The sequence below is a fragment of the Paenibacillus endoradicis genome, assembly GCF_024721975.1.
The window spans coordinates 517,372-542,842 of record NZ_JANQBB010000003.1 but is presented as its reverse complement, the minus strand read 5'-3'; the positions used below and the strand labels follow the sequence as shown (position 1 = coordinate 542,842).

General features: G+C 38.1%; 16 protein-coding genes. 2 read left to right on the top strand and 14 right to left on the bottom strand.

Going from position 1 to position 25,471, the window contains the following annotated elements; translation table 11 throughout:
• Nucleotides 1-129: 129 nt before the first annotated feature.
• Genes NV377_RS12705 through NV377_RS12695 form a run of 3 tightly spaced genes read right to left on the bottom strand, consistent with a single transcriptional unit; the run spans nucleotide 130 to nucleotide 4,667 of the window.
• The gene (locus tag NV377_RS12705; RefSeq protein WP_258200328.1) at nucleotides 130-2,457 is read right to left on the bottom strand and encodes a transglutaminase-like domain-containing protein; all 2,328 of its coding nucleotides are present in this window, start codon (nucleotides 2,455-2,457) and stop codon (nucleotides 130-132) included.
• Complete coding sequence (locus tag NV377_RS12700; protein WP_258199300.1) at nucleotides 2,457-3,698, bottom strand: DUF58 domain-containing protein; 1,242 nt, start codon at nucleotides 3,696-3,698, stop codon at nucleotides 2,457-2,459. Before NV377_RS12700 ends, NV377_RS12705 begins: the two co-directional genes overlap by 1 nt.
• Nucleotides 3,699-3,710: 12 nt before the next feature.
• Nucleotides 3,711-4,667 carry an AAA family ATPase gene (locus NV377_RS12695; protein WP_258199299.1) on the bottom strand — a complete coding sequence of 319 codons (957 nt, stop codon included), beginning with the start codon at nucleotides 4,665-4,667 and terminating at the stop codon, nucleotides 3,711-3,713.
• A gap of 540 nt (nucleotides 4,668-5,207) precedes the next feature.
• Here NV377_RS12695 and NV377_RS12690 point away from each other — a divergent pair.
• Nucleotides 5,208-6,311, top strand: coding sequence for a hypothetical protein (locus tag NV377_RS12690; protein WP_258199298.1), 1,104 nt, complete (start codon nucleotides 5,208-5,210; stop codon nucleotides 6,309-6,311).
• 71 nt (nucleotides 6,312-6,382) lie between these two features.
• Here the strand turns inward: NV377_RS12690 and spoVAE are convergent, their stop codons facing one another.
• The 11 genes from spoVAE to NV377_RS12635 all read right to left on the bottom strand — a co-directional run bounded on the left by spoVAE (nucleotide 6,383) and on the right by NV377_RS12635 (nucleotide 23,495).
• Nucleotides 6,383-6,733 carry a stage V sporulation protein AE gene (spoVAE, locus tag NV377_RS12685; RefSeq protein ID WP_258199297.1) on the bottom strand — a complete coding sequence of 117 codons (351 nt, stop codon included), beginning with the start codon at nucleotides 6,731-6,733 and terminating at the stop codon, nucleotides 6,383-6,385.
• Nucleotides 6,734-7,750 carry a stage V sporulation protein AD gene (spoVAD, locus tag NV377_RS12680; RefSeq protein WP_258199296.1) on the bottom strand — a complete coding sequence of 339 codons (1,017 nt, stop codon included), beginning with the start codon at nucleotides 7,748-7,750 and terminating at the stop codon, nucleotides 6,734-6,736.
• 1 nt (nucleotide 7,751) lies between these two features.
• On the bottom strand, nucleotides 7,752-8,246 hold the full coding sequence (gene spoVAC, locus NV377_RS12675; RefSeq protein ID WP_258199295.1) for a stage V sporulation protein AC: 495 nt from the start codon (nucleotides 8,244-8,246) through the stop codon (nucleotides 7,752-7,754).
• Between the two features lie 465 nt (nucleotides 8,247-8,711).
• Nucleotides 8,712-10,736 (bottom strand): beta-galactosidase, encoded by a 2,025-nt coding sequence (locus NV377_RS12670; protein ID WP_258199294.1) that lies wholly within the window; start codon nucleotides 10,734-10,736, stop codon nucleotides 8,712-8,714.
• Nucleotides 10,737-10,817: 81 nt separating this feature from the next.
• Nucleotides 10,818-12,521, bottom strand: a complete 1,704-nt coding sequence (locus tag NV377_RS12665; protein ID WP_258199293.1) for an ABC transporter substrate-binding protein — start codon at nucleotides 12,519-12,521, stop codon at nucleotides 10,818-10,820.
• Nucleotides 12,522-12,609: 88 nt separating this feature from the next.
• The gene (locus NV377_RS12660; protein ID WP_258199292.1) at nucleotides 12,610-13,515 is read right to left on the bottom strand and encodes a carbohydrate ABC transporter permease; all 906 of its coding nucleotides are present in this window, start codon (nucleotides 13,513-13,515) and stop codon (nucleotides 12,610-12,612) included.
• Nucleotides 13,516-13,530: 15 nt separating this feature from the next.
• Nucleotides 13,531-14,490, bottom strand: coding sequence for an ABC transporter permease (locus NV377_RS12655; RefSeq protein ID WP_258199291.1), 960 nt, complete (start codon nucleotides 14,488-14,490; stop codon nucleotides 13,531-13,533).
• A 210-nt stretch (nucleotides 14,491-14,700) separates the two neighbouring features.
• The gene (locus tag NV377_RS12650) at nucleotides 14,701-16,269 is read right to left on the bottom strand and encodes a response regulator (protein WP_258199290.1); all 1,569 of its coding nucleotides are present in this window, start codon (nucleotides 16,267-16,269) and stop codon (nucleotides 14,701-14,703) included.
• Nucleotides 16,270-18,054, bottom strand: coding sequence for a cache domain-containing sensor histidine kinase (locus NV377_RS12645; RefSeq protein ID WP_258199289.1), 1,785 nt, complete (start codon nucleotides 18,052-18,054; stop codon nucleotides 16,270-16,272).
• A 257-nt stretch (nucleotides 18,055-18,311) separates the two neighbouring features.
• Nucleotides 18,312-21,125, bottom strand: coding sequence for a glycoside hydrolase family 3 C-terminal domain-containing protein (locus NV377_RS12640; protein ID WP_258199288.1), 2,814 nt, complete (start codon nucleotides 21,123-21,125; stop codon nucleotides 18,312-18,314).
• A gap of 27 nt (nucleotides 21,126-21,152) precedes the next feature.
• On the bottom strand, nucleotides 21,153-23,495 hold the full coding sequence (locus NV377_RS12635; protein ID WP_258199287.1) for a glycoside hydrolase family 95 protein: 2,343 nt from the start codon (nucleotides 23,493-23,495) through the stop codon (nucleotides 21,153-21,155).
• Nucleotides 23,496-24,170: 675 nt separating this feature from the next.
• Between NV377_RS12635 and NV377_RS12630 the strand changes: the two genes are divergently transcribed.
• Nucleotides 24,171-25,376 (top strand): MFS transporter, encoded by a 1,206-nt coding sequence (locus NV377_RS12630; RefSeq protein WP_258199286.1) that lies wholly within the window; start codon nucleotides 24,171-24,173, stop codon nucleotides 25,374-25,376.
• Nucleotides 25,377-25,471: the final 95 nt, after the last annotated feature.

Genomic DNA, 25,471 nt, shown 5'->3' with positions numbered 1-25,471 from the left:
GCAAGTGTACGTTATTGGTACACCCTGCCCTACAATGTTTCTGCAAGAAACATACATCGGAAGCTTATGCTAGAGTTTCTAAGTTCACTTTATAATCGACGTCGATTAATCTCTGGTATCACTTCATTATCAAAGTTTGTTTTTTGCAAACCCTTTTTTTAATGATTTTACAAGATTTTGAACTTCAATTAACTGCTTTTCGTTCATTACCTCACCACTATAATGTGCTCGTTCATAATAATGCAGTAACTGTTGTAAATCATTACGCCAAGCTGCTGACCCAAAATTCCAACTGGATACCGTTTCACGAAGTGTAGCATTGTTAACTTTCACTAAACCATTCCGATAGCAATAGCTAAGAAAATTAGTCGTTTCCACAATTACACGTTCATTCATAGAGTACTTGCGATAGCGAATGCGATTCATTAATTCGATGAGCTCTTTACGGTACTTCACACCAAGCATAATAGCTAAAATAACTAAAACAGCTAACAGTGCGTAGCCGATCCATCCAAGCGATTGATTAGCTTCTTTATTCTGCTTCGGGGTTATGTCTTCTGATTGCAATGGTGCTGGAGTAGGAACCAATACATTTTCTAATGGATTAATCTCATCATCTACATAAGTATAAGGAAAAGCAAAGCCTGGTGTAGGCTCAAATGCTACCCAACCATAACCTTCAAAATATACCTCTACCCATGAATGTGCATCAGCATTGCGGACGGTATATGTACCAGAAGTATCTGAATTTTTCATATACTGCGTATATGCTAATTGTTCTTGATTAACGATTGGTTCATCACTCACTCCTGAAGAGAAACCTTTCACCCATCTCGCAGGTATATTTAGGGTGCGAGCCATCATTACCATTGAAGTTGAGAAGTAATCGCAATACCCTTCTTGTAATTCAAACAAAAATTGCTCTACAAAGTCTGAGCTTGTCCCTGTTAATTTCGTTGTATCTGGTGTATTTGTATAATTGTATGAAGATTTCAAGTGTTGCTCAAGCAGTAATACCTTTTCGTAATCGTTATTAGCAGTTGCTGTCACCTCTTCAGCTAATTTCCTAACTCGCTCAGGAAATAATAAGGGAATAGAAGTATATGCTTCCATCGCATCCTCGTCCTCAATTGTCGCAGTTGCTTCTGCTAAAGCTTGATGGTCAATCACAATAACTTCGGACTCTACTTGATATGTAGCAATATTAGATTTTACAGTACCATCTCCATACTGTTCAATACGCCAATCAGATGGGTGCCATAACGCTCCCTTAAGTAACTCACCTGGTCCTATCGTCGTAATTTCCGTAATATCAGTTAATTCTTCACTAAGATTTACGGTATCCTTATATACAACCTCTAATAACCGTGTAGCTTGCCCAGCAGCAAATAATACAGGTAGTGGGGCTTGTCTGACAAAGTTATATTGTTGCTCTACCATAACAGTTTGTGCCAGCGGACGTTCCTCCGCTATAAACTCTTCATCAACCCGTATAATTTCTGTTAAACCTTCGTTCTCTGACAAATAAGATGTGTCGTACCATCCTGTACCATCGTAATAATAGCGAGACTCACCACGCCAGTAACTCTTATGTGTCGTCTTGACGGTCATCACTGGTGAGTAATCAAACTGAAAACTTCCACCTAGCTTTTTATCTGTTCTACTATAACCAGAAGTCATCGAATTTAATGGTGAACTATCATTAGTAGAACTTAAGCCTCCTCCTCCACCTGTTCCCAAACCATTGCCAATCTCCACTTTTTCGCCACGTGATTGTTTCCACAACGCATACGGATCTTCTAATAATGGTGGCTTGGCTGGCAAATTCGTTCCAATAACAATTAACATCGCGATTACAACAAACATCGGCATGATAACAGCTAACGGACGGTGTAATAATAATTTGAAACTAGTAGAATTTTTTTGTTGTAAATAATGAAAATGAAGTAACGTATGCCAAATAAGAAATACAACAATGATAATTGCAATTTGCAGCCATAACTTCATTGGCGAGTAAGAATCTTTAACACAAAGAATTAACAACGAAACCGCAAAAAATATATATAGTCGTTTTTTCGAAGTGACCCATGCACTCAATAACAACAGAGAGATTGAAACAACTAATACAATTTCAATAAATGGATGCATGCTTTGTATATAATGCCAAAGCCGCGTTAGGTTCTTTACATCTTCAGCTATTGGAACAAAGTGTTCCTTCCTAATCATAATCGTTACAATAACAATTGATATAAATTCGATGGTATACAATACGAACCTTGGTAATCTGCCAATTCCCAAAAAGTGGACCAAACTTATTATCGCTAGCGATAACCAGATGATATTGTAAGTATCATTCCACCAATAACCTCGAAAGACAGTAAGCACATTTGCAATTATTATAGCAACGAGTAATGGAGTTAGGCGTTGTAGCCATTCATAATGACCTTTCACATTCATCACGCCCCACTTCCTTCAAGACTATCAAATATTGTTGCCCATTCATTAATTTCAATGACTCGAAGTCCTGCTATGCGAAACGCACTTAAAGCTGCAATAGCTTCCAATTGTTCTGCTGCCGTAGTGTAGCTTGCAATATAGAACAACGTGGAATCACTTCGTATTTGTTTCAATGTATTTAATAGCGCATTACTAAGTTCAAAAGTAACGATTAGCAATACATTGTTACCTTGTAACTCCCTCATTCTATGATTTAGTAACTGGCTTAGTGGTTTGGATGCATCGGCATCTACAGTCATAAGATGATTCATCATCCCAACATGATGAGCCATTCCAGTGGAAGGATTACTATAGAAGTAACTTTCTCCTGCAGATAGTAAACCAATAGCAGAATCATTCTTCATACTATAGTCCAATATAGATGCAGCCATTGAAACCGAAATTTCAAATCGCTGTTGCAGTCGATCTGTATCTTTAGATGAAGCAACTTGTACATAGCGGTCTAATACAACTACCGATTTTTTCATTGCTTCTCGCTCGAAATCTTTCGATTTCCATGATCCTGTACGTGCAGTTGCACCCCAATGAATTTTGCTTAAGCGGTCTCCATGCATATAGTCACGGACACCATTTTGTTGTGTAGATTCCTTCGCATGTTTGGAGAATGAATTAGATGAAAAGATACCATGATGACTACGCAGTAATTCTGTCCACTGTTTAGCTGATAGTATTTGCGGAAACACTTGAATGGCACTACTAATATGGAGTTCTCCACTATGTGATTTTAATCCGAATGCATCGTAGCTTAAACATATCGTCGAACCGAAAGCATATTGTCCCCGCTTTAAATGAGGAATAATATATTGCCACTGACTTTCATTTCGAAATCCCGGAACCATTGTCCCTTCGAACACTTGCTTCGTACCGTCATGACGGATAAGATTTTCTCTCACTAGAACGTATGGCATTGGCATGATTCTAGTGAATTTGGCGCTGAATGTAATTTGTAAGGAATGACCTGCTATGATCTGAGTTTGTTGTCTATTGTGTCCTTCGTAGCCGATTAGTCTGTTGCCTTTCACCTTTCGAATACCACTCCAATAACCAATAGACAAATACAACAACAATATATTCAATATACCAAACAGCATTAGCGAAGTTTTTCCACCTTGAAATAAGAAATAGAACAAACTACATGTGTAGAGTGCTAACAAACCGATCCAGCTGCGTTTACTTTTCATCTTATTGCCCCCTTATCTCTGGACAAAAAGTGGTACATCAACCGTAGTAAGCATTTGCTCCAGCACTTGATTAACATTAACACCTTGCAAGCGTGCTTCCATGCTTAACATCACGCGGTGACCAATAATATGCGGGAATAATAACTTCACATCATCTGGAAGCACATAATTTCTTTGGTATAAGAATGCTCTAGCTTTAACTGCCTTTGCTAGAGAAATCGAGGCCCTTGGACTAGCTCCAAGCATCAAATAAGGATGACTTCTTGTTGCTCCAATGAGTTTAATTATGTATTGAGCTAAAATATCATCTAAATGAACCTGCTGCACTAGGTCACGAATTGTTAGAAGCTGTTCGATATCCATTAATGGCTGTAAACCATCCGCTGGATGAATACTTTTCGTATGTTGAATCATTTTTTGCTCATCTTGTGGCGATGGATAACCAAGACGCAGCTTTAACATAAAGCGATCTAATTGAGCTTCCGGCAAAGTATATGTACCTTCAAATTCAATCGGGTTTTGTGTAGCTAGCAAAATAAATGGTTCAGGAAGTTTATGTCCTTCACCGTCAACCGTTACATACCCTTCTTCCATTGCTTCAAGTAATGCGGATTGTGTCTTTGTTGTTGCTCTATTAATCTCATCTGCAAGGAGAACATTCGTATGAACAGGACCAGTTCGGAAAACAAATTGCTGCTGAGCGGGATGGAAAATGGAAACACCTGTGATGTCTGATGGAAGTAAGTCGGGGTTACATTGAATTCTGCGGAATTGACCGCCTATCGTGTTAGCCAATGATTTTACTAGTTGAGTCTTTCCAGTACCAGGTACATCTTCGAGCAATATATGCCCTCCTGCAAGTACTGCAATTAGTAATCTTTCGATTTCTGCCTCTTTCCCTACTATCGCTGAAGATAATTGATGAAATACTTTATGACATAATTGCATCGCAATTGACGAATTCTCCATAATATAACCTCCTAAAACTTTTTGAGAGTTTTTTCACCAAAAAAAGTTGCTACGTAAGCATATGTAACGTTGAAATGATAGATTCTGATGTTATTGTCTATTATAAATGAAGCACTTTGAGAATCCTATTAATATTAAGTAAAAATGCATATAATTGTAACTATTTACAAATTCCCTCCATTAAATTTAGAAAAAAATCTTTTTTCTTCTATATAAATGTAGACGCTCGTCACATGACTAAGGTTTCACAATTTTTAGAATATTTCAGAAAGCCGAGAAAACGAAGCGCTACTTGCGGAGGGAGGAAACGCAAGTGTACGTGTTTGGTACACGCGGACCTACAATGTTTCTGCAAGAAACATACATCGGAAGCTTATGCTAGACTTCCCAAGTTCGCTTCATATTCGATGTCGAGTAAACCACTTCAGCTTTAGCATCGTGATCAAAGTCCACTTTTTGAACTACATCTCATAGGCACACATTTATGCCCTGATTAATAGACTATACCATCCCCAACAACCTAGAAAGGTGCGTGAGTTTTTGACACAACTACATTACTTTTTATCGGGTAACACTTCACAGGGTCATATTAGTCTCATTCCAGAAACGATGAAACAATTACAATACTTAATATTAATTGATGGTCCTTTCAGTTCTGAAAACGGTGAGATAATGGATCGGCTGCATAAACAATTGAGCAACAATGAAATGCTCGAATTAGAACTGATACATCATCCTTCATCACCACAGCAATTACAAGCTATACTATTGCCACGTTATGGTCTTGGCATTATTAGTTCCGCCCCTCCAGCAATGATAGAGACGACAGATTTTAAAGGTTCGATTATAACATTGAACGTATACGACTTTTACAATTTAGAAATAATCGATCAGCATAAAGCAGCAATCGATGCACTTGGTGAACAAATATATAAAAATCACTTACATGCTTATCGTAGCTATGAGCAAGCATTAGTCATTCATGATGAATGGGAAAAAATATATATTGATGCGATGGACTATGGAAAAGCCAATCAATTTGCGGATCAGTTAGCTGATAAATTGTTTCCTACACTCGGAGACCAACCTTTCTCAGCACCGATTCATCGATTTCTTGGCGCCGCAACACCTGATGGTGCTGTAGACTATGTTCCCATATTAACAGAGGGCTTAAAACGCTATTTCATTAAAGGCAGACCTGGCTCTGGCAAATCAACATTACTCCGAAAACTTGTACAAAAAGGAATTGATCAACATTATCAGCTTGAAGTGTATCAATGTGGATTAGATCCGAACAGCTTAGACATGGTCATCTGCAGAGATTTAGGTTTTGCAATCTTTGATAGTACCGCACCTCATGAATACTTTCCTACAGAAAGAGAAGATCATATTATCGATATGTATGAACTTTGTATTACTGCAGGGACGGATGAAAAAAATGCATCGTCATTACATGAGATATCAACCCGTTACAAACTCCAAATGGCAGAAGGTAATGTCGCATTAGCATTAGCAAAACAATTTCAACTCGAACGTGCGACGTTAACAAGACCCGCACTCGATACTGAAGGCATACTAGAGTTGGAGCAATTGATACTGAGAAACATTGAAACTCTTATCGGTTTTCAAAATGGAGTATTATAAGTAAAAAAGGCTTTCACCGACTTTCGCAGTAAACGCGAAAATCGGTGAAAGCCTTCTACTATGTTCAACGATTATCCTTTCGGTTTCACAAATAGCGCTGCTAAAAAGGAGAATATGATCGCAGCTGAGATACCGGCACTCGTTACTTTGAAAATACCAGATATAACGCCTATCCACCCTACATCATATAACTCAGTTAACGCACCATGTACCAGCGCATTACCAAAACTCGTAATTGGGACCGTTGCTCCTGCTCCAGCAAATTCGACTAATGGTTCGTACCAACCAAGTCCATCTACAATCGCTCCTACTACAACGAGTGTTGCCATCGTATGAGCAGGTGTTAATTTCATAACATCAAACATCAATTGTCCAATTACACAAATCGCACCACCAACGACAAAAGCCCAAAAATAAATCATTTACTCTACCCCCATTCCTTTCAATGCAACGGCATGAGCTATACAAGGAATTGTATCACCTTGTTGGAAGGAAATCGGTGACATCAACGCACCCGTTGCAACGATTAACACTCGTTTTAATTTACCTTCTGTAAGTTGTTGTATAATTTGACCGTAAGTAATGACCGCTGAACAGCCCGCACCTGAACCACCTGCCTGTACATCTTGCTGCTCAATATCGTAAATTCTAAGACCACAATCATCAAAACAAGTTTGATTGATTGGTACACCTTCCTTCAGTAATAACTCTTTGGCAATAGGATGCCCCACACTCGCCAGATCACCAGTAATAATAAGATCATAATCAAGAGGCGTTCGATTTAGATCATTGAAATGAGCAATAATGGTATCTACCGCAGCTGGAGCCATAGCAGCGCCCATATTGAAAGGATCAGTAATGCCGAGATCAATGACTTTACCAATGGTAGCCGCTTCAATACTAGGTCCTTTTCCTTGCAAGCTAACAATCGCTGCACCTGATCCAGTAATTGTATTTTGTGCTGTAGGTGGTTTTTGCGCACCATACTCCGTTGGATACCTGAATTGTTTCTCAGCAGTAGCATTATGGCTACTAGTAGCTGCCATCCCATATTTCACAGCACCGCTACTGACTAGTTGCGCTACGATAGCTAAAGATTCCATTGAAGTGGAGCAAGCACCAAAAACACCTAAGTAAGGGATAGCTAACTCCCGAGCAACAAAGCTATTCGTAATGATTTGATTAAGTAAGTCTCCTCCTACATAGATCTGTAGATCAGAAGAATCCAAATTCGCTTTCGATAGTGATTTTTGTGTCGCTTGATTAAGCATTGAACGTTCAGCTTTTTCCCATGTCTTCTCATTCATATCCAATTCAGGATGAATGACATCAAAAGTATCCGAAAGAGGCCCTAGACCTTCCAACGGTCCTACAATTGTAGCTGTGCTAATTATTTTGGGAGCTTTCTCAAACCACCAAGTCTGCTGTCCTCGTAACATATTAATGACCCCCTATACCTAGTACGATATAGGCTATTCCCACAAAAAATGCTGCTACCGTTCCGAATACGATAACTGAACCTGCTAACTTAAACATATTAGCACCAACGCCAAGCACGAAACCTTCCGAGCGATGTTCTATCGCAGCAGAAGCCATTGAATTTGCGAAACCTGTAACTGGCACTGCAGAACCTGCGCCTGCGACCTGCGCAAATTTGTCATATACTCCGAGCGAAGTCAAAATAACAGATACAAGAATTAATGTAGCTACTGTAGGGTTACTCGCTTCTTCAGAAGTCATTTTGAAGAAGTACATATATAGTTCTGTGACACCTTGGCCAAGCGTACATATCGCTCCACCAATGAGAAACGCCATCACACAATTTTTAAGTACTGTACGTGGAGGCTCTTGTGTTTTAGCGAAACTTTGATACTCTTTAGAACTCATATTCGACTTTGAATATTTTGTAACAGTTTTTTTACTCGGTTTGCTCATAATAATCCTCCTAAAACTTTTCATATCATCCTCTGAACAACAGCTTCGTAATGAAAAGTCACTACGAAAGCTTAATCTAAAACTTTTCATATAGCTCCTATGAACCACCTGTTCGTAATGAAAAGTTGATACGGAAGCATACGCTAAAACATATAGCGACTACATTGATTTGCTTCTATGCAAACAAAAAACTTTCGAAGCGATGACTTACGATTAGTTATATTGTTTACAAAATTTCAAGTTCTATGTAATTAAAATTGACTGATTGTCCTCCAGATGATTAAAACTGTTGGACTTGCCAAGTTCGGAGTATATTCGATGCCGATTAGTCTACAATGCCTATCATCGTTATCAAAGCCAACTTTTTGAACTTCCTCTTACAATGAAAGTTCAAATAAAAACTGCTGGTATCTATTGATGGATATACCATCAATAGATACCAGCAGCTATAATTAATAAATTCATTTATTTCTTAATAATCATCACATCTTTGGCACTCAGTTGCAATTCCCCATGTACTAATGATTGTCTTAGTAGATCAGTTCCTTGTATCTCACCTAAATCCATCGTTACTTCATGAGCATTATGATTCAGAACAAATAGATATGCCTGTCCGTCTTTAATCCGCTCCGTCACTTCCACCCCAGCTACAGGCTTCAGTAATGGATGAATACCTTTTTCTTCGGCAACTGTTTTCACAAAGTCAGATAAAAATTGTGCATCAGCACTACTAGCAACGTACCATGCTTGACCGTTTCCAAATTCATTTTTCGTAAGAACTGGCATTCCTTTATAGAACTCACTACCGTAGGTTGCAAGTACTTCAGCACCTTCACTATGAATCAAATCACATAAAATATTGCATTGATATTGACCACTCATATGACCATATTGATCATTCATGACGATCTCATTCGATTGACCTGGAAGTAAGGCGTCAATCTCTTCAGCCCATACCCCCAATACTTTGCGCAATTCCCCTGGATATCCCCCTGTAGTAACAATATCATTTTCATTCACGATACCACTGAAGAACGTTGTAATGAACGTACCGCCTTTTTCAACAAACTGCTCCACTTTCTTAGCAAATCCTGGTTTCATCATATATATTACCGGTGCTACAACAATTTCATAGCGTTCGAATTGCTCTTCTACGCTAATCATATCTGCTTGTATATTATGTTGGAAGAAAGCGTCGTAATACTTATGCACTTGATCAACATACTTCAAATCTATCGTAGGACCACTTGTAAGATCAAGAGCCCATCGATTTTCCCAATCAAACACGATACCCACTTTAGATTGGTGTCTAGCATCAAGTAATGTATCCCCAAGTTGCACAAGCTCTTTGCCTAGATCTGCACACTCACGAAACACACGAGTATGTTCATGACCAACATGCTCAATTACGGCACCATGATATTTTTCACAAGCACCTAATGAGCGTCTAAGTTGGAAGAACATAACTGTATCTGCACCATGAGCAACTGCTTGATAGCTCCATAAGCGCATAACACCGGGACGTTTCAAAGAATTATAAGGTTGCCAATTTTGCTGACTAGGCGTTTGTTCCATTAACATAAATGGTTGCCCACCCTTAAGACCTCTCATTAAAGCATGAGACATTGCAGTGAAACTAACCGGAGTGTCTATCGAAGGATAGTTATCCCAAGAAACAACATCCATCTCCTTGCCCCACTTGAAATAATCAAGTTCAGGATATGTACCCATTAAGTTCGTAGTAATTTGAACATTTTTGGAAAATTCCCGAATTGCATCATATTCAATTTTGAAACATTCAAGTAAGCTATCAGATTGGAAACGACGATAATCCAATGAAATGGTTTGGAAATTGGTACGATTACCTGCCCACTCTTCACTTAAACTGTTCGGTGGAACAATCTCTGCCCAATCGTAGAACGTATGTCCCCAGAAGTTCGTATACCAAGCTTTGTTCAAAGCTTCAATTGTTTCGTAGCGATTGCTTAGCCAGCCACGGAATGCTTCGGCACAATTGACACAATAGCAATACCCGCCATATTCATTAGAAATATGCCATACAACTAACCCTTCATAGTTAGCATAACGTTCTGATAGTTTGCTGGCGATTTCACGTGAATACTTGCGATACGTAGGACTATTAGGACATGAATTATGACGTCCTCCGAATTTCCGTTTGCGTCCATCATAATCCACACGAGTAACATCAGGATGACGATGTGCCATCCAAGCAGGATGTGCACCAGTACTTGTCGCCAAACAAATATATACATTATCCATTGTCAAACGTTTAATAATACGATCTAGTCCTGAAAAATCATATTCGTTTTCACTTGGTTGTATTAATGCCCATGAAAAAACATTCACTGTAGCAATGTCTATATTCGCAAGCTTGAACATGCGAATATCTTCCTCCATTGTTGGCGTATCCCATTGCTCAGGATTATAATCTCCACCGTACCACATTTTAGGTAATTTATTATTAATCACGTTTCATTCTCCTTTATCATGTTCACGAATATAACAAAGAGCCCATTGCTGGGCTCTCTGTCTATTAGCATATAATCGAGACTAGTTAGACCACATTTCAACACGATCTTTAATTAATTTTGAATATTCATCTGTCATTTTAGAAACTCCGATTTTATCAAGTTCAGCCATAAATTCATCATACACTTTATCGAAATTAGCTGGGTCAGTAAGAATCGCTTGTGGAATATATTTCTTCATCAAATCTTGTGATTTTTGGAAGATAACATTCGCATCAGAAGCTGTATCGAAATTAATTGTCCAACCAGCACCATATGCACGTTCTGCAAATTCATCATCAGCAGGCCATAGATCTTTGTACGTTGTCGCGCCATAAGCAGCAAGAGTTTTCTTATCTGCATCTGAGTATGCGGCTACGATTTGATCAGGGAAGTTAGTCGTATAGTAGTTACCAGAAGGATCTAGAACGCCATCGCCATAACGTGCAGACATCCAGTAGTTACCGATACCAGTTTCTTTTCTGAAGTTACTCGCATCGTTTGCTTTGCGATCTTGTACTTCAGCAGGAATTGAACGTTTACCATCAGCATCTACTGTATAGTGAACACCTTCAATACCCCAGTTAACAAGTACTTGACCTTCATCAGAAGCTAAGTAATCAAGGTATTTAATAATACGAACTGGATCTTCTGCATCAATTGTTATACCAATGCCATAACCAGCAATGTAACCAGTACCTTGGAATGATGCATCTTTGAATGTTTCATCAAGTGTTACAGGGAAACGTGCATAAGTTGAATCAATTTTCCCTTCAGCTTTCAAAGCATTTTCTGCTTCTTGATAGTCCCAAGCTTGATCGATTAGGCCTAGTACACGACCAGAAGCAACTTTAGCTTTATATTGATCATATTTTTGGACGAAGGATTCCGGATCAAGTAGACCGATATCATTCATATGGTTCAACCAACGGAAGTATTCTCTTTCTTCAGCGCGTTGGTAATGCATAATAACTTCATAGTTTTCTTGGTTAACATAGTATTCACCATCATCTGGCGCACCTGTTGCATAGAATGCAGGGTTTGTTACAGAGATAAGAATTTGCCATTCTCCACCGTTCAAGGAAAGTCCTAGGCGAGGTTGACCATCTTCAGTTTTTGGATTTTGCTCAATATAAGTTTTAATTGCGCTTTCATAATCTTCTACAGTTTTAATTTCTGGGTAGCCAAGAGATTCTAATATTTGATGCTGTAGTTGGAAACCACCACTAGCTTCAAAATAAGTTTGTCCAACGCCATCAAGCGGTAATGTATAGATAGAATCGTCAGTAGAACTGTATACAAGGCGATCAAGATATTCGCCATATACTTTCATAAGGTTAGGAGCATGTTCTTCAAGTAATGGACGAAGGTCAAGAAGCGCACCAGCATCTACCAATTTATTTGTGTTGCCTTTTGGCATTACTAGATCTGGATACTCATCACTAGCAACCATCAATGCGAATGTATCTGCATCCGAACCACCAACTGGGAATTGTACATCCACAGTAATACCAGTTTTTTCATTGATTACTTTACCAATTTCACTTTGATTTTTGTCCCAGTCTGGATTCACATCACCAGATACAAGACTAATTGTCATAGGTTCTTGAGTTGCTTCACTCGAACCAGAAGTACTGTTATTAGTAGTACTAGGAGTATTAGTGCTATTGCTGTTATTACCGCAAGCTGCTAAAAATAACATCGTCATCATTAACAACAAGCTAAGACCCATCTTTACTTTCTTCATTAGAAACTGCCTCCCTTTATCTATCTGTGTATTATATTACGAGATGCTTGAACGTTTGTAAAAGCATCTCGACAATATCAAGGAAAAATTAACTTTTTACTGCACCTAATGTCATTCCTTTTACGAAATAACGTTGTAAGAATGGATAGATGAATAAAATAGGAACAGTAACTACAATCGTAATTGCCATTCGGATAGACTCAGGAGATACTGAGGCAATCGCTTGTTGTGCATTTGGATCTCGATAGTTTGCAGATGACTGTGTTGATTGAAGCACTTTCATCAATTCATACTGCAATGTCGTAAATTGTGGCTTCTGACTATTGTAAAGATAAGTATCAAACCATGCATTCCAGTGACCTACTGCAATGAATAAGGCAATCGTTGCAAGAACTGGTGTACATAGAGGTAAAATGATTTTCCAGAAAATCGTTAAGTCATTAGCACCATCAATTTTAGCTGATTCTTGTAGTGCTAATGGTAATCCATCGATGTAAGATCTTACGATAAATACGTTCCATACACTTAATAGTGCAGGCAGTAAGTACACTTCGAATGTACCAATTAATCCAAGGTGACGCATCAGCATGTACCCTGGGATAAGACCACCTGAGAAGTACATTGTCATTGCGAACATTGGAGACAACCATTTTCTTGCTTGGAAATCAATACGACTAAGTGTGTAAGCAAGCATCGAAGCGGTAAGTACACCAATACCTGTACCTAGAATCGTTCTAATTAACGTATTGCGAAGACCAGTACCTAGTGATTCATAACCAAAAATAGTTTGATAGTTTTGCCAAGTGAATTCGCGTGGGAAAATCGTTATTCCACCGCGTACCGTATCAACGGAATCATTCAATGAAATGGCTAGAACGTTCAAGAACGGATAAAGTGTTATTATACCAGCCAGCAACATGATGACCACGTTGACTGTGTCGAATATTTTATCGCCTACACTTCTTTTCATAAGCTTGCTTGCATTTGAACTCATCTTATATTTCCTCCTCTAGATGATAGATTCTTTCGTAACCTTTTTGTAAATATAGTTCGCGAGGAATACGAGAATGATACTAACTACAGAGTTGAAAATACCAATCGCAGTACCGTAAGAATATCTACTTAGATTAATACCGTAATTTAATGCGTATAAGTCTATGACTTCCGCATAGTCGACGACGACCGGATTTCCGAGTAAGAATTGTTTCTCGAAGCCGATACTAACAAGGTGACCGATAGAAAGTATGAACAGTACCATAAATGTCGTTCTAATGCCTGGCAATGTAATATGCCACATTTTTCTAAAGCGTCCTGCACCATCTACTGTTGAAGCTTCATACAATTCCTGGTCAATACCAGACATTGCAGCTAAGAAAATAATGGAGTTCCAACCTGTTTCTTTCCAAGCATCTGAGATGGTTACGATTGACCAGAACCATTCTCCCTTAGCCATAAATTGAATCGGATGATCTATTATGTGTAAACTAATTAGAAAATCATTAATTGCACCGCCATCCGTAGATAGCATTTTCGTAACGATACCTGATACAACTACCCAAGATACAAAGTGAGGTAGATAAGCGATCGTTTGAATCGTTCTTTTGAAAAATTGTTGACGCAATTCATTAAGTAAAAGTGCAAAGATAACGGGCACTGTAAAGCTAACAATCAATCCCATTGAACTCATTGCTAAGGTGTTACGTAACACTAAGTAAAAGCGCTCATCTGTGAATAGTTCAATAAAGTGTTTAAGACCCACCCAATCTTGATTCATAATTGAATTCCGAGGTCTATAGTTTTGGAAGGCCATCAACCATCCCCAAATCGGAACGTAACTGAAAATAATGACCCATATAACAAATGGCATAGACATTAGATATAAATACTTTTGTTGAAGCATCGTTTGCCAAAACCTTTTGCCCTTGCTTGCACCATTAACTGTCGTGATGTTTGTTGTTTGTTCTTTCATCCGGCTTCCTCCTACTACAATGATCCATATAACTGATTCGTTGATAGCTTTATAATAGCTGATATAAAAAAACGGTAACACCATATAAATTTGCTATAAAATCATATCAAAAAATGACTTTTGCCATAATAATTAGTGGTTTTTATATAAATCGAAGCGTTTTCAACACAAAAAAATAGAACTAATTATAAATTAGTTCTAAAATAATTATTATTCACATGATTTTTTACTCATAGAGGTAGGTTTATATGCAGAGGGCGAAACCCCTTTATATTTTTTGAATTTGCTATGGAAATAATCTACATTAGCATATCCTACTCGCTCCGCCACTTGATGTACTTTGTAACCTTCTTGAAGCATAACAATGGACTGCTCAATTCTCACATTGTCTAAATACGTATTAAAGCTATCGCCGGTATGATTTTTGAACATTTTACCCAGATAACCGCTATTATAATTGAATAGATCAGCCATCGTCTCTAATCGCAGCGGTTCTGCGTAATGTCGATCAATAAAATCAATCATCTGTTTCATAACTGTTGTATTCGTACTTTCTGTTACTGTTAAGCGATTCATTAACGAAGTTAATTGGAGCTTTAATTGGTCTATCATAAGATGATAATGATGAGTCAAATAAAGCTGCGTAACAAGTTTCAAATCGTCTTCAAGTGCTAATTGTGGATGCATCGCAGAGATTCGATTCATCACCATCGTTAACAATTGTGCCCAACTAGATTTCATCTGTTGCTCAGTTTCACAATAATTTCTCAATAGATCAGCTATTTGATCGAGAAGTTCATCTAGCATCGTTTTGTTGCCAACATCAATCACATAAAATAATTTTTGAGACATTTGATCAATAAATACCGACAATGGAAGCTCAGGCTTGTCAAAATCATGCGCAAGTTTAATCTCATTAAGTTCAAATAAATCATTTGCATGCATAAAGAAGCGATTTTTCAATGCAATTTTCACTTGAACAAGTTCCTCATACAATGCCTTTAAGTCTGTATGTGTAGCACTCATAATTGCAACGAATTGTGCTTTCTGATTGCATGAGAGTTCAATAATATTATTTAAACGTTCTTTCTTCGACTGGTTCATCGAAACCTGATTAATTAATATGCCAATATATGCATCTGTTGAGAATACATATCCCCATTTCTGGTCTTCAATAAAGCTAGAAAGCTGTTGTTTAATCATATTGCGAGTCGTTAATGAATGTTCACGACTATATGTATCAAGTAAAATGATATTCGCTTCTGAATATGGGTGCGTAAAAAGACGCTTCCAATGTTCTAAACTTAGTTCCGCTTCTTGTAGCTCATATTCCACAAAACCTTTTAACCATTCTTCTCGAAGCAACGCTAATGTTTGTGTACTAATAACTGCTTCTTGCTGTGATTTATTCAGTTCTTTGCTAACCTTCTCAATATAAAGCGTTAGCTCATTCTCATCTATAGGCTTCAACACATAACCGTCCACTTTAAATCGAATCGCTTGTTGGGCATATTGAAATTCACCATAGCCACTTAATATTAATATTCGTGATTTGGAACCTAATTGACGAAGCTCTCCAATCGTTCGAATTCCATCCATGATTGGCATACGAATATCAACGAGTATGAGGTCGGGGTTATGTTCCTTATATAACTCAATAGCCTCTACTCCATTACTAGCAAGAGCAACTACATGAAAACCATACTCTTCCCATTCAATTAATGATTGCAAGCCTTGTCTAATCATTGGTTCATCATCAACAATCATTACTTTATACATCTAGTTCTCCTCCATATTGATTGCAAATGAAACGGAAGTACCTTCACCTAGCTGAGAATTTATTTGTAAACCAGCTTCGACTCCGTATGTCATAACTAATCTTTGATGTACGTTCCTTAGGCCAATACGTGATCCATTCTCTTCTTCAAGCTCACTTATTGCTTGCATAACTTGTTGTAATCTCTCGATATCCATACCTTGTCCATTATCTGTAATAACCACTCTCAACTGGGCCAAATGATACTGAATTGAAATATGAATTTTCCCGTCTACTATCACTTGATCTAAACCATGCACAACGGCGTTTTCAACGATTGGTTGAATTAATAGTGGTGGTACTTTCTGTTCTAAAGCACTTTCATCAACGTCTAATGTAAAAGCTAATCGTTCAGGCCCGAATCGGAATTTTTGAATTTCTAGATAACAACGGATAACTTCGATTTCATCTGCCATTGAAATTGAACCTGATCCAACCTCTAAATTTTTCCTGATCATTTTACCAAGCATTCGCACAATGCCAGCAAGTTCCTTTTCACCTTTCATATGAGCATTCATACGAATAGATTCTAATGCATTGAACAGAAAATGTGGGTTGATTTGACTTGCCATCATTTTCAGTTTAATTTCCCGCTGGCGTAGTTCTAGCTGAGATTTTTGATACTCTGTATCTCGAACGCGATCCATTAGATCGCGTATATTACCAACCATATTATTGAACTGGCGCGATAACAATCCTATCTCATCATTACCGGTTATATCGGAGTTAACATTTAGATCCCCCGTACTGACTTTACTAATGTGGCGGTTTAAAGCCAATATTCGCTTAGATATTAAAGAAGACGTTGCATAGATTAGAATCATAGAAATAATGATACTTATTAACATAACTATTAAACCTTGATATGAAATCCGATCAGCACCACTCACTATACTATCTATTCTGAAAATCGACATAATCTTCAAACTGTTTTGACTGTATTGCGGTAACAATTCCTCCACGATAATTCTTGAGGGTTCTCCATTTACCTTCATCTCGTACTGTCCAACACCCCAATTGATTCGCTCGCTTGCGAAGTCTAATTCGGATATTCTCTGACCAACTAAACTATGATCTTTAGCTGCTACAATCGTATCTAAGCTATCAATAATATACGTATCAAATGTTTCTTGCCTAACGATATTGTTCAATACATCAGGCGATATATTCATAACAAGGATACCATTGGTTCTATATAATGGAAATTCCACCTTTCTTACAAGGGAAAGATAGGATTGATTTTTCTTTGTTTCATCAGCAATGAATGCCCAATAGATAAGTCCACTATGATTAGTATAGTCATACCATGAACTCTCGGTAATCTCATCTGTAAGTCGCATAAATTCCCAGTTATCTAACAGCGTTTTATTACTTGAATAAAATTTAATATTGGATATTTCATTGTAAAGTTTCAAATATTCACGAAAATCACTGTAATCTTGAAATGCTTTGACGACTTCATATGTACTCTCATATTGTGTATTTATAACATTCGAAAGATTCGCATCACTCATCAATATACCAGAAATATCAATTGGTCGTTGAATTGTACTTTCCAATTGCAACTTAATTCGTTCAACATTATTATTGGATTGCTCCGTTGCTTGCTCAAGTACATGCTGCCTGAATTGCGACGTAAGATATACACCTACAAAAATAATCGGTACGAAGGCAACAACAATGAATGAGACAAACAACTTTTGTTTTATACGCACATTATCTAGCCGAGCAAGAAACTTTGATAGCATGATTTCTTATCCTCACTTGATGAAATATAGAATCTGATTTTTGTATAAATACTATCGTATCATAACATAGGTTGCACAAAACGATAACCCATGGTGTAACGGAGGAGCTCCGTTACATCATGGGTTAATATAGAGGATGTTCAAAAAGCGGACTTGATAACGATGACTATGCTAACGTAATATAGTCGACATCGTAATGTATCTTCTTTGATGAAGACTGGTCCACTCTTTGAACATGTACTTATAGATATAACTATCTAAATTAATTTAAAGCCACTAATCTTCACAGATCCAATAAGCTCGATTGTTAATTCATCATTTACCGTTTGTAGCTCCACTACAACATCTGACCATTGCTGCTCGCTTGATGGAGCTATATCGATAGCTCCAATGACTATTTCGGAGTTAGACTTCACTTGAAGCTTGCCTCCAGATTCACCACCAGCTACTCTAGCTTGAAGCTTAGTATGTGGTAAATTACAATCTACATTCTCATATACAATCGAACCTTGTTCTCCATTTGCCCTTACGCAAGTAGTACCTTCCTTGGATTCATCCAAGTATACATTTGTATATTGATCATAATTTTCAGCACGTGTCCAATCGGTAAGATTACGAGCAGGAATAACTTCACCAGCAAGCTCATGTGACTGCTCAGCGCGAATATCCGCAGAAGTAGAACCTACTTGGAAGTTGTAAGTTGCTTGTTCAAGTACAAAGCGATCTCTCGTAACATCCCACATATGCAATTGATCAATATGGATTGGTAAAGTAATGAACGCAGTAGCGTCACCTTCAAGTTTCACACGCGTAAAAGCAACCAGTTTTTTGACAGGGCGCTTCACGCGAGAGCCTGATACCGTTACATAGATCTGTACTACTTCATCTGCGGTAATACTAGACGTATTGCTAACTGTAACGGTTGCTTCAAGCTGATCAGCTGCATTGAAAGCTGTCGTTACATTGAAGTCACTATAAGCAAAGCTAGCATAACTTAGACCATGTCCAAATGGATATAGTGGTTTATCTTCAAGATATAGATAGGTACGCTTGCTCTTGATAATATCGTAATCTAACAGATCTGTAAGTTGCTCCTCACCTGTATACCATGTCATATTCAAGCGACCTGCAGGCGAATAATCGCCGAACAATACATCAGCTACGGCATTACCTAATTCTTGTCCCGCATGTGAAAGGTAGACGATGGCTGGGATTTTGTCCGCAAGAGCTCCAAGTACGAATGGATATCCACCAATAATAACAACCACTGTATTCGGATTAACTGCCAAAACTTCTTCAATTAGTTTAACTTGATCAGCAGCTAGTTCTAAACTAGGACGATCGATCTCTTCTTTACCATTAATAAGCGGATTGTTACCAACAACAACTATCGCTTGTTCAGCTATAGCAGCAAGCGCTGTAGCCTCCGCAATTCCATCATTCAACTGTATAATGTGAAGTAGGTCATCCATTGTAGTTACCGCTTCTTCATCAACTGTAATGACTTCACCCATGTTTTGTGGTAATTTAATCGCTTTGTTATTCCAAGACTTAATGCTGAATAATTGATCTTTCTCTTCCTTCAATCGAATAACTTCTTTAACGAACCAACCGAATGCTTCATCTGCATTGGCTGCTAGATGCTTGTCATCAGCGGTAGTTAATAGTTTATTCGTTGCTGTATTTAGAAGCGTATAGCTTCCACAATCCCAATTGACCATTTCAAATGATGTAGCTGCCTCACCGGATTCAATTAATTTCAATCTATTCTCATTGTCTGTATCAACAACAAAACCTTGCTTTGTCGCTGCTTTTGCTAAAGTCACGATATCATTGCCAGAAGAAAAGCTAACAGATTTGCCCGCAAGTTTACGTTCAACCGCTTCTAATACAGTTACTTTGTATGGAAGAGTTCCTGCATACCAGTCACGGAACACAATATTAGCAAGTGGTCCAACTACTGCCACGGATTGAAGTTTCTCTGCTTGAAGAGGTAATATGTTACCATCATTTTTTAATAGAACAACGGATGCTTGTGCTGCACGTAGAGCAAGCTGGGTATGCTCAGGCGCCATTAATTTAGACTCTGGTACATTCGCATATGGATTAAGCTCAACTGGGTCAAATTCTCCTAGCTTGAAACGTACTCTGAACGTATTGAACAGTGCAGTATCAAGATCCTGCTCAACTAACAACCCCTCTGCTAATGCTTCACGAATTGCATTACAAGATTTTTCTTTATCATCTGTAATGCTATCTATACCAGCTTTTATCGAATGAGCAACCGCTTCTTTATAGTTATCATAGTAATGATGATCATTAACGATTCCTAGTAAATCTCCTGCATCACTTACAATAAAGCCATCCATATTCCACTCTTCTTTAACAACTTTCTTTACATCATTAAGAAGAATAGTTGGCGTACCATTTACTGAATTGTACGAAGTCATCATAGACTTCGCTCCGCCTTTAACAAATGCTGGCTTGAATGCAGCTTGATAGTATTCCTTCATATTACGTGGATCAATACTTGCGGAACAGCTACCACGATCAACCTCATTATTGTTACCAATGAAATGCTTCAATGTTGCAATCGATTTGTAATAGGTAGGATGATCGCCTTGCATACCTTGTACTAGACCAGATGTGAGCTCACCAGTAAGTACTGGATCTTCACCATAAGCTTCTTCGGTACGTCCCCAACGTGGGTCACGTTCCATATCAACAGTTGGAGCCCATAATGTTAGTCCGTTAACTTCTGGATTACGTTGGTAGAATATACGGGCTTCATCACCAATAACGGAGCCAATTTCTTTCATTAATTGTGGATCCCACGTACAACCAAGTCCAATGGGTTGTGGGAACGATGTAGCTTCACCTAACCAAGCCAAGCCATGTGCTGCTTCTGTACCATGTTTATATGCAGCAACTCCCAAACGTTCAATCGCTGGTTGATATTGCACCATTGATTCTATTTTTTCCTCAAGCGTAAATCTTGAGATAAGATCGTTCACTCGATCATTTAGTGCTAATGTATGGTCTTGATACGGATATTGGTTAGTTGTAGTCATAGTAGTCTCTCCCTTGAATATATTGAACTAGCTTATGTGAACTGTATATCGACTACCTATATTGGTAGAAATCAATTGATTTGCTGCATACGTCTGATTTGTTACTTCGTCCATTATAATAATCGCTTGGTTATATGCTACACGTAGCGGTTGTCCATATAACGACTCAATTGATGCAGCTCTTAATTGTCCATCTGCCCACTTCAAACTTACTTTAAATCCGCCGCGTGCTGTTAATCCGTTGATCTCACCTGTTGCCCAAACTTTCGGTAAAGATGGGAGAAGTTCTATCACCCCAGCATGGCTTTGAACTAAAGCCTCTACCATCCCGGCAATTCCCCCAAAGTTTCCATCAATTTGGAAAGGTGGATGTGCATCAAAGAGATTAGGATAAGTAGATTTTGTTAACAATGTACGGACGAATGAGTAGCATTCCTCTGGCATACGAAGGCGCGCATATAAATTAATAAGCCAAGCACAGCTCCAACCTGTATGACCACCACCATGAGAAATCCGACTAGCTAATGATTGCTTTGCTGCTTCGATAAGCTCAGATGTATTAATCGATGTACCTGGATGCAAACCATATAGATGCGAAACATGACGATGGCCTGGTTCTTGCTCTGTAAAATTCGTTGACCATTCTTGAATATGACCCGCTTCATTAATAGTCAGCTTCGGCATTTTTGCCAATGCTTGTACAACTTTCGCTCGGAAGTCTTGATCAATATTCAGAATATGAGCTGCCTCAATAACGTGTTGGAACAATTCAGTTACCAAAGTGATATCCATCGCAGAGTTTTCTGCTACGCTACTTACTTTGTTATCACCATATATAAATTTGTTCTCTGGCGAAGTTGACGGACTTACCTTCAGCTGTCCTTGCTCGTCCTCAATAAGCCAGTCAAGACAGAACTGAGCTGCACCTTTCATAACAGGATAAGCTCGCTTTGCTAAATAGGTCTGATCCGGATGGAACAAGTAACGTTCCCATAAATGTTGCGTTAACCATACACCACCCATTGGCCAAAATGCCCAACTTGGATGACCTGCTGTGGGAGAAGACATCCTCCATATATCTACATTGTGATGGGTCACCCAACCATCTGCATTATAATGAACGCGTGCCGTACGAGCGCCAGTTACCGTTAATTCTTCGACCATTTGTAATAATGGCTCATGACATTCACTCAATGAAGTTGACTCTGCTGGCCAATAATTCATCTGAGTATTAATATTCGTTGTATAATCACTATTCCAAGGTGGTTGAACTCGGTGATTCCATATGCCTTGTAAATTAGCTGGCTGCGTACCAGGTCTGGAACTAGTTATTAGTAAATATCTTCCGTAGTGAAAATACAAACTCTCTAGTGCCAAATCTTGTTCGCCAAGCTTATATCGCTCTAGTCGTTGATCCGTAGGCATATGATGCATAGGTTCATTTTCTTCTAAATGGAATTGAACCCGTTCAAATAATCGCTTGTGTTCAGTAATATGGGCATGTAAAAGTTGATCATATTTCAATTCCGTTACAGCTGCTAATTTGGCTTTATTCGTAAGTGAAAGTGCATCGTAATCGTGATGTGGTTGCTTATCAAATCCATTGAAGCTTGTTGCTATTGATATTACGAACACAATATCAGTGGCATTGTTAACAGATACGCCGCTTTCATCTACAAAAATTTCACCATTCGAGAACGCTTGCAATTGTGATTGAAATATAACTCCGTTACCTTCTTCGTATTGCACCGCGAAGGGATGATCCTCAAAATAATTATCTGCAATATGCGTTGGACATTTACTGTTTACAATGTAGCGCTCATCTTCGATGAGAACATTGGACGGATGAGGAAGAACAAAGCTTGCTTTCAAGGAAAGGTTTGTTCTTCCTTGGGATCGATAAGTGATAAATAGAATATCGTCCGTTGAGCTCACCCAAGCTTCACGAATATAGGAATTATCCCCATCAACAGCTACCGTTGTGGCAACGGCTGTTGATAGTTCTAAGCTACGTTCATATTGAGATACATTACTTGGTGCATTCAACCATTCAATATATAGATCACCAAAAGGTTGATAAGCTTGGCAATTTACTGCAAGCATCTTATTTTCGATTAACACTTCAGCATCTGCATACTTCCCTTGCTGCAGTAAATCACGTGATGTTTTCAAATGTCGGAGTGCTTCATAATTGTTCGTGTCTCTTGGAAAACCCGACCATAAAGTATCTTCATTTAATTGGTATCGATCTTTGTTCACATTACCAAATACCATTACGCCAATACGACCATTACCGATAGGAAGTGCTTCTTCCCATTCGGAAGCAGGCAGTGCATAATATAATTTAGTTCCGGATGCATTTGTTGTCATAGTTATCACAAACTCCTAAAAAATATATTGTATTCATATTAGCTTAGTTTCCTCTTTGCTAACACCCAACACTTTATTGTACTTTTCATATAGAAATTAGCTTTCTTACTAGTCTATAGATGATTTGTTACTAGAATACAAAAATAACCTCAGATCAAAAAGATATCTGAGGCTGTATGTGTTGACCGGTTAGTAATGCCACTTTGTATTTCAATGAATGCGCTAACATACTATCTATTAACATTACCATATCCCATTACATTTGTGAGCATTATATGGAATTTTTGTCATTTACAACAACGAATTATGTTACTTATAACTATTTATTGAGACAATAAGAGGTTATTAACGTAATAATAGCGATGCCGTATAAAACAAGTGAAATGATAGTCACCGTTCTTCTCTTCATCAATAAACCCCCTCTCTACTGTTTGCTTATTATATGCGTACTTGTAGAATATAGAGCATGTCCATTTTTTAATGTTATTGCTTAGCGAATTTACATTACACGAAGCATGCTATAGATGAGAGGATGAAGGGATCTGCTATAGAATATCAGGACGTTGCAATATTTACCTGCCAACTATTGCAATGAATATGTGGAATTTGTCCATGCTATCAATATCATGTATTACGGATACCTAATTCGAGTGTTTCATCATGTGGAGGTTTATTATGTCGTTATTATTACGTAATCGTGGGTCAATTTTATTATTAATGATCAATATTTTTATTGTATTTGTCGGAATTGGACTAGTTATTCCGATCTTACCTAAATATATGGAATTATTGCATATAAGCGGTAGCCAAATCGGTCTTATGGTAGCAGCTTTTTCTATTGCTCAGCTCATATTCTCCCCTATTGCTGGACGGATCTCAGATCGTCTAGGTAGAAAACCAGTTATCATAGCAGGAATGCTTATATTCGCTTTAGCAGAATGGATTTTTGGAGCATCTAACAATATCCCATTACTATTTATTGCTCGCATGCTTGGAGGAGTAGGTGCTGCATTAATAATGCCCGCCGTACTTGCGTATGCAGCTGATGTTACAACAAAGCAAGAACGTGCTCAAGGAATGGGCTTTATTAATGCAGCGATAACAACTGGCTTCATTATAGGTCCAGGTATAGGTGGATTCGTAGCCCAGTATGGCGTTAGAATACCATTCTATGGTGCAGCAATCGCAGGACTAATTGCTGCATTAATTACATTTATATTTTTACCATCTAAAGTAGAAATTGCTGACCAAGATGAGAATGAATCATTAGATGACGCCAAAGCTTCCATACCGCTTTGGAAGCAACTTGCACTTTCAGTGAAAGAACCTTACTTTATGAGTTTAATCATTATTTTCATTGCATCTTTCGGACTTGCTAATTTTGAGACGGTGTTTACACTTTATGTTAATGATAAATTTGGATTTAGTACCGTTGATATCGCATATATTATTACATTCGGCTCTATAGCTGGTGCCGTCATTCAAGCTACCGCATTTGGTACAATATTGAACAAGTTTGGTGAATTCAAAGTTATTACCGCTTGTCTTTTTGGATCAGCCTTATTCATTATATTAACGATATTTGTTCATAAATACTGGCTAATTTTCGCAGTCACCTTCCTTGTCTTCTTGGCAATGGATATTCTTAGACCCGCCTTAGGAACATTAATGTCGAAGATGACGACGAACGAACAAGGCTATGTCGCCGGATTGAATTCTGCTTATACAAGTCTTGGTAATATTCTTGGACCGATTATTGCTGGTATCCTATACGATATTAATATCGATTATCCGTATCTTTTAGCAGGTATGGTCTTATTCTTATGCTTCATCCTTTCAGCTGCAACAGGTCGTAAATACTTAACTGCACCTACGAATTAAACTAAATAATGAATTCCCTCATTAGAAATAGCCTTAGATAGGATTGAGCATGTACGCATCATATCTAAGGCTTTATTATATTTCACTGTAATTCT

What these genes read in the sequence shown, in the direction of transcription:
- NV377_RS12705 (WP_258200328.1), bottom strand. Translation starts at nt 2,457, where the DNA reads ATGAATGTGAAAGGTCATTATGAATGGCTACAACGCCTAACTCCATTA.
- NV377_RS12700 (WP_258199300.1), bottom strand. Translation starts at nt 3,698, where the DNA reads ATGAAAAGTAAACGCAGCTGGATCGGTTTGTTAGCACTCTACACATGT.
- NV377_RS12695 (WP_258199299.1), bottom strand. Translation starts at nt 4,667, where the DNA reads ATGGAGAATTCGTCAATTGCGATGCAATTATGTCATAAAGTATTTCAT.
- spoVAE (WP_258199297.1), bottom strand. Translation starts at nt 6,733, where the DNA reads ATGATTTATTTTTGGGCTTTTGTCGTTGGTGGTGCGATTTGTGTAATT.
- spoVAD (WP_258199296.1), bottom strand. Translation starts at nt 7,750, where the DNA reads ATGTTACGAGGACAGCAGACTTGGTGGTTTGAGAAAGCTCCCAAAATA.
- spoVAC (WP_258199295.1), bottom strand. Translation starts at nt 8,246, where the DNA reads ATGAGCAAACCGAGTAAAAAAACTGTTACAAAATATTCAAAGTCGAAT.
- NV377_RS12665 (WP_258199293.1), bottom strand. Translation starts at nt 12,521, where the DNA reads ATGAAGAAAGTAAAGATGGGTCTTAGCTTGTTGTTAATGATGACGATG.
- NV377_RS12660 (WP_258199292.1), bottom strand. Translation starts at nt 13,515, where the DNA reads ATGAGTTCAAATGCAAGCAAGCTTATGAAAAGAAGTGTAGGCGATAAA.
- NV377_RS12655 (WP_258199291.1), bottom strand. Translation starts at nt 14,490, where the DNA reads ATGAAAGAACAAACAACAAACATCACGACAGTTAATGGTGCAAGCAAG.
- NV377_RS12650 (WP_258199290.1), bottom strand. Translation starts at nt 16,269, where the DNA reads ATGTATAAAGTAATGATTGTTGATGATGAACCAATGATTAGACAAGGC.
- NV377_RS12645 (WP_258199289.1), bottom strand. Translation starts at nt 18,054, where the DNA reads ATGCTATCAAAGTTTCTTGCTCGGCTAGATAATGTGCGTATAAAACAA.
- NV377_RS12640 (WP_258199288.1), bottom strand. Translation starts at nt 21,125, where the DNA reads ATGACTACAACTAACCAATATCCGTATCAAGACCATACATTAGCACTA.
- NV377_RS12635 (WP_258199287.1), bottom strand. Translation starts at nt 23,495, where the DNA reads ATGACAACAAATGCATCCGGAACTAAATTATATTATGCACTGCCTGCT.
- NV377_RS12630 (WP_258199286.1), top strand. Translation starts at nt 24,171, where the DNA reads ATGTCGTTATTATTACGTAATCGTGGGTCAATTTTATTATTAATGATC.